Source organism: Protofrankia symbiont of Coriaria myrtifolia (assembly GCF_900634755.1).
Lineage (GTDB): Bacteria > Actinomycetota > Actinomycetes > Frankiales > Frankiaceae > Protofrankia > Protofrankia coriariae.
Genome location: NZ_CAAAFS010000153.1, coordinates 1 through 8,627, shown reverse-complemented (window position 1 = coordinate 8,627; position 8,627 = coordinate 1). Strand labels below are relative to the sequence as shown.

The window sequence follows — 8,627 nt, the reverse complement described above, 5'->3', positions numbered from 1 at the left end:
GTGGGGGAAGTGGGTGCGGTGGCAGGGGGCATCGGAGCGCTCCTCCATCACGTGGCGGGGGCTGAAGAAGGCGCGGGGCGTCGGCTCCGGCTCGGGGACGGCGTCCTTGTTGACTCTGGCTCAACAGTAGGCTCTGTTGAGCCAGAGTCAACAGTTCTGTTGAGTTTCGGTCAATAAGATGGGCGCATGGTCCGCCCTCCCGGTGTACGCGGCACCCGGCTCCTCCCCTCCGACCGCCGCGGCCAGTTGCTGGCCGCCGCCCGCCACCTCCTGGAACGAGGGACGATCGACGACGTCCGCATCGAGACCGTGGCCGCCGAGGCGGGCGTCTCCCCCGGGCTGCTCTTCCACTACTTCGGCTCGCAGCGCGGGTTCCGGCACGCCGTCCTGCGGGCCGCCGCCGAGGAACTCCTCGACCACCTGCGTCCCGACCCGTCCCTGGCTCCCGGCGAGCAGCTGCGCGCCGGGGTCGAGACCTTCGTCGAGTACGTCTGCCGCCATCCGGACGTCTATCTGGCCATCACCCGGCTCGACGGCGGCAGCGACATGCGCACCCTGCACCGCTCGACCCGGGCCACCCTGGCAGGCTGGCTCACCGAGGGCCTCACCACCGCGGGCGCGCCGGCCACCCCCGCCCTCACCATGGCCGTAGCCGGCTGGCTGGCGTACATGGAGGAGGTCGTCCTCACCTGGCTCGACCAGCCGGCCATGGACCGGGCCGACCTCGTCAACCTGTGCGAACGCACCTGCTACCAGATCGTCATGGCCGCTCTGAACGACTCCGAGCAGTACGAGCGGCTCACGGACCGCGTCCGCGGCCGCGGATGAACGCCACCGTCACCACCAGCGCCGTACGACCCGCCCGGCCCCGTCAGGAACAGCCAACCCGCCCCGCCGGGGACAGCAATCCCCCGCCAGGTCAGCTAAAAGGCAGCCAGGCCGTCAGGGTGGCCACAAGGACAACCAAAAGGGCAATCGGCAAAACAGCCGGCGGGCAGGTTCGTGTTCCGCCCGGCTGTTCCCTGGGCACCATCATTCCCGCGGGCATTTCCGTGGGGCCCGGTAAGCGAGCCGTCCCCGTCGCGACTCACGACGCGGTAAGCCGTCGGCAATGACGAACGCCCAGGCTGTCGACGAGGCCGAACTCTGTGCGAGGTCAGGTGATGATGGTTCCGGTATCACGTAAACCAGTTACCCATGCGACACAATGCGGGGCAGTCCTGCTGGCGGTGCTGCTCTCCGTCGTACTTGTCGGCGCGTGCGGTTCCAGGACGACCGGCGGCGGGAGCGCGGCGCCAGCCGCCGCCGCGTCCGAGCCGGCAGGCGCCGAAACCCCCTACGAAGGCGCCTGTCCGAGCGGTGAGAACAGCAGGCCGCTGGCCAAGACCCGTTTCGCGCTGCACGCCGGTCTGGGGCTGGGCGCCTTCCACCGGTACATCTACAAGCCGGCACGGGAGGGGAAGTTCAGAGCGAACGCGGACAACCGGGGACGCACGCTCGCCAAGGCCGCGGTGGCCGGTCTGTTCACCGCCCACGAGCTCAAGGTCGCCAAGGGGTTCGCGGTGGCCAATCCGACGCTGTGCAACGCCATACAGTCAATCACCAACAATTTCACGGGTCTCGTCGACAAGCTCAAGAACGGCAGCGCGACCGAGGCTGACGTCGACGCCAGCCAGAGCTCCTTCGACGCGCTCCGACAGCAGGCCACCCAGGATGGTTTCGGCTTCAACGAGAAGAACGTCACCGTCCCCGGAGCCGACTGACGACCCCCCCCGGGGCGCGTGACCCGCATACGCGTGCGCCCCGAATCCGGTCGAACAGGCCGGTTGGCGCGCGGCTGTCCACATCGCGAGCCAACCGGCCGTTCCCGCGTGAAGCCCTGGCAGGACCGGCGCGCCGGTATGCCGGTATGCCGCCGCGGTCATGCCTTCCCGCCGGCGACGATCGCGGCGAGGGCGGTGGCGAGCTGTGTCTCCACGGCGGCCCTGTCGACGCCGAGCCCGGACAGCACACCGTCGCCGTCCTCCCGCTCCAGCAGGGCGAGCAGGATGTGCTCGGTGCCGACGTAGTTGTGACCCAGCCGCAGCGCCTCGCGGAAGGTCAGTTCCAGCGCCTTCTTCGCCGCCGTGTCGAACGGGACGAGAGCGGGCGCCGCGCCGCCGGGCGGGGCCGGCAACGCCGCGGCCGCCGCCGCGCGGACGGCTTCCGCCCCCGCTCCCAGGACCTGCAGGATGGTGACGGCCAGGGCCTGCGGGTCGACGAGCAGCCCCAGGATCAGGTGCTCGGGCCGGATCTCGTGGTGGCCGGACCGTTGGGCCTCGTTCTGCGCCGCCATCACGACGTTGCGCGCCCTCGGGGTGAACCTCCCGAAGCCCTGGCTGGGGTCGAGGTCGGCCGCCTCGTCCGACTTCTTCGCGGAGCGCTTCTGCGCGGCCTGCTTCGACACGCCCATGCTCCGGCCGATCTCCGTCCAGGACGCGCCCGAGCGCCGGGCCTGGTCGACGAAGTGGCCGATCAGGTGGTCGGCGAGCTCACCGAGGCGGTCGGCGGCGACGACCGCACTGGAGAGCTGTTCGAGAACGTCCGGATGCACCTTCTTGATTGCCTGGATCAGGTCGTCGAGCCTGATCGGGACACTGGGAGTCACCGGATTCGCCATGCGTCAACCATAGATTGACGCACAAGAGGCGTCAACCAAAAATTGACAATCCGAACTTCGGGATCAGTCGCGCCACGAGTCGACGCCCCCGCAGCGGAAGCGGTCCCCAGACGGCCGCGGCGTCGGACACGAACCTGTCGTCAACGCCCGCGCGAGCGCCCCAGCGGTGGAAGACCTCCCGCAGCGCCTCGCCGCTGCCCCGCGACACCAGCATGATCACAGCGATGCGTCGACCGCTACGGGTGATCACGATCGCCTCACCATGCTCAGCGTCACTGAGAAGCGCGCTGAAGTTCCAGGACGCCTCGGAAGCCGTCATCACCCACATGAGATTCATAGCGGCTGATTCAGACCGCCGGCGCCCCGTGATGATCTTCCTGGTACGCGAGCCGGACGGCCGGGAACGACCCGCGTGACGCGGCGGCGCCCGTCGGCCGTCGCGCCACGAGCGGAGAAGCGGCCGACTGTGCCGGCATGCCGTTTCGACCTGAAACGGGACGTTGAAAGATCTTGAAGATGGGCAGGGGGTCGTCGATGATACGGCGGGCGGTGGGTGGAGCTGGGGGACGAGGCGATGGCACGGATCGGGTTCGCGGCCGACAGCGAGAACGAGTGCGTCCACGCAGTGCGCGAGTTCATCCGTACCGAACATGAGCTGGTGTTCCCGAGCGAGTCCACGGTGTGGACCGACATGTCACGTACCGTTGCCGAGTCGGTCGTCGCCGGCGAGATCGACTACGGGGTGCTGATGTGCTGGACGGGCACCGGCACCGCGATAGCGGCCAACAAGGTACGTGGTGTGCGGGCGGCCACGGCCGCCGACGCGTGGACGGCCCGCGGCGCGCGGCTGTGGAACGACGCCAACGTCCTGGCCCTGAGTCTCAAACGCCTGGCCCCCGACGTCGCCGTCGAATGTGTACGCGCCTTCCTGGAGCAGACCGAGCCCGACCCCGAGGAACTACCCGTGATCCAGGGCCTGCGCGACATCGACGGCTGACCGCGCCCCGGTAGCGCGGGGCCTACCGGCCGGGAAGTTTCGCCGACGGCGGGTCCCATCTGCCGCTGTTCGCCATCGGATGGACATTCGGGCAGACGGCACCGGGTCGCCGGTCGCCGGCCGCCGGTGCTGATCTCGGCGGGGCTGCTGATCTCGGCGGCGGGCTTCGGCTGGCAGGCCGCGCTGCGGACGGACACGCTCGTGGCGCTGGGCGTGATCGGCCCGGGTGTGCTGGTCTTCCTCGGTATCGGTGTCGCGCTGACCCCGGTCGCCGTGACGGCCATGGCAGGCGTGCGGCCGCAGGACGCGGGTGTCGCCTCCGGTCTGGCCAACGCGGCCCGGCAGGTGGGCGGTTCGTTCGGCCTGGTGGTGCTGACCTCGCTGGCCGCCGCGCACACCAGCTCCCGTCCCGACGGCTCCGGGCCGCATCCGAGTGGCGCGGCCCTCACCTCCGGCTATGACCTGGCCTTCATCACCTCCGCGGCGATCCTGGTGGGCTGCGTACTGATCACACTGCTGTTGCCCTGGCCGCCGAGGCCGAAGCCGAAGCCGGCGGCGGTGCCGGAGGGCTGACCGACCGACGGCTGGCAGCCGCCCGGCGGCCGTCGACGGGCAGCGCGATCCGAAGGAGCCACCGCCGTGAGCCAGTTGACGATCACCGACCGGCAGCGGGCCGCCCTGCGTGAGCTGGCCGTCTTCCCGCTGCTGGCGGGGATCCACGGCCGCCGCTCCCGACGCTTCCCGGTGGGCGGGGAGATCCCGGCCGGTCCGCTGGCGTTCCGCAGCGGCAGGCCCGCGCAGTGGGTCCTGCCCAACCCCACCGGCCTGCCCGGCGTCTTCGAGACGCTGTCGCGTCCCCTGTCCACCCACGCCCACCACCAGAACACCTGGCACTGACCAGAGCCCGCGATCCGCTCTGGCGAGAGCATCCCAGAGGATGACGTCGATGTTGCCCGTGAGGGTGTCGTCCTTGATGATGCGGGACAAGCCGGGCCCTGCCCCACCTCGGACCTGTGCCGGCCGGGCTGGGAAACCTCGCGATCACGGACGGTGCGCGAGCGGCGGGTGGGCCGCCCCACCCAGAGATTCCCTGTGTACACAATTCTGGGTACGCTTTTGGTGTGGACGACAGCCAGAACGAGCTGAGCGCGAGGGATGCCCGTGCCCACTTCGCAGAGGTCATCACCCGCGCCCAGGGCGGAACGCCCACCATCATCACGCGCAACGGCCAGGCCGTGGCCGCGGTCGTCCCCATCGAGGACTTCAACGCCCTTGAAGACGCCATCGACCGGTATTTCGCCCGGGAGGCCGACCGCGACCTGGCGGAGAACCCCGACGCCCCCACCTACAGCATGGCCGAGGCCATCGCCGCGATATTCGAGGACGAGCCCGACCATGGCGTCGCGTGAAGTACGCGTTCCGATGGCGCGAACGGGCGGTCAGGCAGCTACGGGCCATCCCACAACCAGCCGCGCTGACAATCCTGCGGGCCCTCACCTCGCTCGGGGACGATCCGCGCCACCCGGACACACATGTGAAGAAGCTCGCCGGATACGAAGACCGCTATCGGCTGCGGGTCGGCGACTACCGGATCATCTACGACGTCCTGGACGGACAGCTCATCATCCTGGTCGTAGGAGTGGGCCACCGCCGGGAGATCTACCGGATGACGTGACGGACGGCCGACGACTGTGGATGCCCAGCCATCTGTCCCACCGCTGCGGGCTGTGTCATCCGTTCCGGGTCTGAGCGAAGCGGACCGCCTTCTGGATCGGCCCGAGAACGACGATGAGATCGTCGGCTTTGACGACCGTGTCGGGATGGGCGTAGTCGAAGTCCGCGCCGACGTGTTTTATACAGACGACCGTGACGCCGTGACGGCTACGGATCCCGGTCTGGCCGAGTGGCTTTCCCACGATGTCGGCCGGCGGACGGGTCTCGACGAGCGCGTAGTTGTCAGACAGTTCGACGTAGTCGACCATCCGCCCGGTGACCATATGGGCGACCCGCTCGCCCATGTCGTGTTCCGGGTAGACGACGCGGTGGGCACCGACCCGGTCGAGGATCCGGCCGTGCGCCCGGCTGACAGCCTTCGCCCAGATCTGGGCGATGCCGAAATCCACGAGCAACGAGGTGGTGAGGATGCTCGCCTCGACGTCGGTGCCGATCGCGACAACAGCCCGGTTGAAGTCGCCCGCACCGATCTGGCGCAGCGCCTCCTCACTGGTGGTGTCGGCCTCGACCACGTGGGTGAGCTGCGAGCTCATCTCCTGAACGGTCTTCCGGTCGGTGTCGACACCGAGGACCTGGTGGCCCAACCCGACAAGCGTGCCAGCGAGTGCGCTGCCGAACCGGCCGAGCCCGATGACAAGGACGGCGTCCGGCTGAAACCTAGCCAACGATGGGTCGCTCCTCTGGTAAGCGGTAGAACCGGACCTGCTGGCGCAGCGCCAGCGCCGAGGCCGCGGTGACCGGCCCGATCCGGCCGATGAACATCAACACAATCAGCGCGGCCTGAGCCGGGCCGGGCAGCTCAGCGGTGATCCCGGTGGACAGGCCGACCGTGCCGAACGCGGACACCGCCTCGAACAGCACCCGGTCGAGGGCGATGCCACTGGTCGCGAGCAGCAGCAGGGTGCCAAGGAAGGAGACTCCGACGCCGAGCAGGGCCACCGCCAGCGCCTGGCGCTGCGCGGCCGGCGCCACCCGCCGCCCGGCAACGTCCACGTCGTTCGCGCCACGGGCCTCCGCGATAATCATGAAACCGAGGATCGCGAACGTGGTCACCTTGATGCCTCCGCCGGTGCCCGCCGACCCGGTGCCGATGAACATCAGAGCATCGGTCACCAGCCACGTCGTCTCGTTCATCGCCCCGAAGTCGAGCGTGTTGAACCCGGCCGTACGCGGGGTCATACCCTGGAAGAGACCGGCCAGGGCTTTCTGCGGTACCGCCAGCGGCCCGAGTGTCGCCGGGTTCGTCCACTCGAGCACCAGCTGGGCGCCCACGCCGATGGCAGCCAGCACCGCGGTCACCCAAAGGGTGATTTTCGAGTGCAGGGAGAGCCGTCGTGGTCGCCGCCAGGTGCGGCGCAGCTCGAACAGGACCGGGAAACCAAGACCGCCCAGCACAAACGCCACCAGCACAACCAGGCTGATCACAGGGTCTGTGACGAATGATGTCAGGTTGTTCGGAAACAGCGCGAACCCGGCGTTGTTGAACGCCGATACCGCATGGAAAATCCCCTGCCAGGCCGCCGAATGTAACGCGGTATCATACGCCGTCCAGAACCGGAGGGTGAGCACGACCGCGACCCCGGCCTCCACGATCACGCTGAGCACGACGACGCCGACCACGACCCGGCGCACGGACCCCAGACCCAGCGTCTTGGTCTCGCTGGCGGCCAGGAGCCTGCCGCGCAGACCGAGCCGGCGGCTCACGAGCAACGCGAGCAGGGACGCCGCAGTCATGATCCCAAAGCCGCCAACCTGGACCAACAGCACGATCATGGTCTGGCCGAACGGGGTCCAGTAACTGGAGGTGTCGACTACGACATGGCCAGTCAGACAAACCGCCGACGTCGCGGTGAACAGGGCCACGAGCGGAGGCGCGCCGCCATGCCCCGCGCGGGCGTAGGGGACCATCAGCGCGAGCGTCCCGACCACGATCGCCGCGGCGAAGGCGGCCACCACGTAGAGCGCGGGGCCACGTCTGCCCCCATCCGACCGCGTCATCCGGCGACCGCGCCCTCTGTCATCGGGCTCCGACGCATCCCACGCCAGCCGACCCTAGCCGAGAATCCGGACGGCGGACCCAAACAGACCTCAACTGCCCCATGTCAAGACCCAGTTCACCGCCCCGCGGCGAACTGGTGGTGAGCGTGGGTGGGCCGGTAGGCGCCGGGAACGAACAGGTAGCTGTTCACGGCATCGGCCAACTCCTGCCGGGACACATGTCGTCCAGAGCCCGATGGCGATCGAAACCAGAGACGGGCGCTACGTAACCGGGTGTTCGGCTGCCGGATATCCGGAACACATCCGCAGCCACCTCTCCTCGCGTAGGCGGCTGGGCGGCATGCGGTATGTCTTCTGGTACCAACCGTGTACCAGCATCATGGCTGTGAACCTTCGCCTTCGTCCCGAGGTCGAGGCCGAGGAGGTCGAGGAGGTCGAGGCCGCGCTATGCGCCGAGGCGGACCGGTCCGGCCGTTCGCAGCAGGCAATCCTTCGCGAAGCTGTCGACCGGCACCTCAGGACGCTCGCCGCTGGCGGACCGACCTCGCCCGACACCCGGGAGCCGCTGCTCACCGCGGGGATCGTTCTCCCACCACGCACGCCGTATCGTCACGTCACACCCACGCTCACCCTGCCCGACGGTACGACCAGCCTCGACCTGCTCGACCGCGCCGACCGACTGTAGAAGCGTGCGTATCTACCTAGACAGCAGCGCGATCCTCAAACGGCTGGTTGCCGAGACGGACTCGCTGGCCCTGGTCGCGGCGGTCGACAAACATCACGAGGACGGCGATCTGCTGGTGTCGTCATCGCTGGCGTGGATCGAGGTGACCCATGCGCTACGTGCCCGGTTCGGCACTGACTCGGCGTCCGCGACCGTCCACGCGGACGCCGCCCTGTCCGGAGTAGCCGAGCATCCGCTGTCACCCGAGGTGGTGAGCCTGGCGCGACGGATCGGGCCAGCGGTACTCCGGTCACTGGACGCCATCCATCTGACCTCGGCGCTCCTCCTGGACGCCGACCAGATGCTGACCTACGACGACCGGCTCGCGATGGCCTGCGCCCAGTCCGGCCTCGTCTTCACCGCCCCGGGCCACTAGTAAACTGTCGCTGCTTAGTTCTGGTGTGTCTTGTGTCTGGGTGAGAGGGTTGGGTCTGGCAGGTCTCCCCGTCCCTCTGCCGGTCAGGACTGTGTCGTGGGTTCGCAGAAGAAGTGGCCGGGCACCTTGACCGAGGCTG

13 protein-coding genes are annotated in these 8,627 nt (G+C 68.9%); 9 read left to right on the top strand and 4 right to left on the bottom strand.

Translation table 11 applies throughout. The annotated features are described in order from the left end of the window. Positions 1 to 186 precede the first annotated feature (186 nt). Together CM1CMNOD_RS08640 and CM1CMNOD_RS08635 are read left to right on the top strand one after the other, a co-directional pair. Positions 187 to 828 (top strand): TetR/AcrR family transcriptional regulator, encoded by a 642-nt coding sequence (locus tag CM1CMNOD_RS08640; RefSeq protein ID WP_013873290.1) that lies wholly within the window; start codon positions 187 to 189, stop codon positions 826 to 828. Between the two features lie 401 nt (positions 829 to 1,229). Beyond that, positions 1,230 to 1,763, top strand: coding sequence for a hypothetical protein (locus CM1CMNOD_RS08635; RefSeq protein WP_165001415.1), 534 nt, complete (start codon positions 1,230 to 1,232; stop codon positions 1,761 to 1,763). Positions 1,764 to 1,921: 158 nt separating this feature from the next. On the opposite strand, the gene CM1CMNOD_RS08630 is transcribed toward CM1CMNOD_RS08635, so the two are convergent. Both CM1CMNOD_RS08630 and CM1CMNOD_RS21645 read right to left on the bottom strand, forming a co-directional pair. After that, positions 1,922 to 2,659 carry a Clp protease N-terminal domain-containing protein gene (locus CM1CMNOD_RS08630; protein WP_013873288.1) on the bottom strand — a complete coding sequence of 246 codons (738 nt, stop codon included), beginning with the start codon at positions 2,657 to 2,659 and terminating at the stop codon, positions 1,922 to 1,924. 31 nt (positions 2,660 to 2,690) lie between these two features. Continuing rightward, the gene (locus CM1CMNOD_RS21645) at positions 2,691 to 2,996 is read right to left on the bottom strand and encodes a type II toxin-antitoxin system Phd/YefM family antitoxin (protein ID WP_013873287.1); all 306 of its coding nucleotides are present in this window, start codon (positions 2,994 to 2,996) and stop codon (positions 2,691 to 2,693) included. 237 nt (positions 2,997 to 3,233) lie between these two features. Between CM1CMNOD_RS21645 and CM1CMNOD_RS08620 the strand changes: the two genes are divergently transcribed. From CM1CMNOD_RS08620 to CM1CMNOD_RS08600, 5 genes are all read left to right on the top strand, one after another. After that, positions 3,234 to 3,656: an RpiB/LacA/LacB family sugar-phosphate isomerase gene (locus CM1CMNOD_RS08620; protein WP_043605870.1), complete on the top strand. Its 423-nt coding sequence runs from the start codon at positions 3,234 to 3,236 to the stop codon at positions 3,654 to 3,656. A gap of 126 nt (positions 3,657 to 3,782) precedes the next feature. Continuing rightward, entirely contained in the window at positions 3,783 to 4,229 is a 447-nt protein-coding gene (locus CM1CMNOD_RS08615; protein ID WP_043603335.1) for a hypothetical protein, read from the top strand. A gap of 66 nt (positions 4,230 to 4,295) precedes the next feature. Then, the gene (locus CM1CMNOD_RS08610; RefSeq protein WP_013873285.1) at positions 4,296 to 4,553 is read left to right on the top strand and encodes a hypothetical protein; all 258 of its coding nucleotides are present in this window, start codon (positions 4,296 to 4,298) and stop codon (positions 4,551 to 4,553) included. A 224-nt stretch (positions 4,554 to 4,777) separates the two neighbouring features. Continuing rightward, the gene (locus CM1CMNOD_RS08605; RefSeq protein WP_013873284.1) at positions 4,778 to 5,065 is read left to right on the top strand and encodes a type II toxin-antitoxin system Phd/YefM family antitoxin; all 288 of its coding nucleotides are present in this window, start codon (positions 4,778 to 4,780) and stop codon (positions 5,063 to 5,065) included. Beyond that, positions 5,062 to 5,331: a type II toxin-antitoxin system RelE family toxin gene (locus tag CM1CMNOD_RS08600; RefSeq protein WP_013873283.1), complete on the top strand. Its 270-nt coding sequence runs from the start codon at positions 5,062 to 5,064 to the stop codon at positions 5,329 to 5,331. Before CM1CMNOD_RS08605 ends, CM1CMNOD_RS08600 begins: the two co-directional genes overlap by 4 nt. Positions 5,332 to 5,386: 55 nt before the next feature. On the opposite strand, the gene CM1CMNOD_RS08595 is transcribed toward CM1CMNOD_RS08600, so the two are convergent. Together CM1CMNOD_RS08595 and CM1CMNOD_RS08590 are read right to left on the bottom strand one after the other, a co-directional pair. Beyond that, positions 5,387 to 6,055 (bottom strand): potassium channel family protein, encoded by a 669-nt coding sequence (locus CM1CMNOD_RS08595; protein ID WP_013873282.1) that lies wholly within the window; start codon positions 6,053 to 6,055, stop codon positions 5,387 to 5,389. Further along, complete coding sequence (locus CM1CMNOD_RS08590) at positions 6,048 to 7,388, bottom strand: TrkH family potassium uptake protein (RefSeq protein ID WP_013873281.1); 1,341 nt, start codon at positions 7,386 to 7,388, stop codon at positions 6,048 to 6,050. Before CM1CMNOD_RS08590 ends, CM1CMNOD_RS08595 begins: the two co-directional genes overlap by 8 nt. Before the next feature lie 385 nt (positions 7,389 to 7,773). On the opposite strand from CM1CMNOD_RS08590, the gene CM1CMNOD_RS08585 reads away from it, so the two are divergent. Together CM1CMNOD_RS08585 and CM1CMNOD_RS08580 are read left to right on the top strand one after the other, a co-directional pair. Beyond that, complete coding sequence (locus CM1CMNOD_RS08585; RefSeq protein WP_043603332.1) at positions 7,774 to 8,073, top strand: hypothetical protein; 300 nt, start codon at positions 7,774 to 7,776, stop codon at positions 8,071 to 8,073. 4 nt (positions 8,074 to 8,077) lie between these two features. Beyond that, the gene (locus CM1CMNOD_RS08580) at positions 8,078 to 8,488 is read left to right on the top strand and encodes a type II toxin-antitoxin system VapC family toxin (RefSeq protein ID WP_013873279.1); all 411 of its coding nucleotides are present in this window, start codon (positions 8,078 to 8,080) and stop codon (positions 8,486 to 8,488) included. Positions 8,489 to 8,627 lie beyond the last annotated feature (139 nt).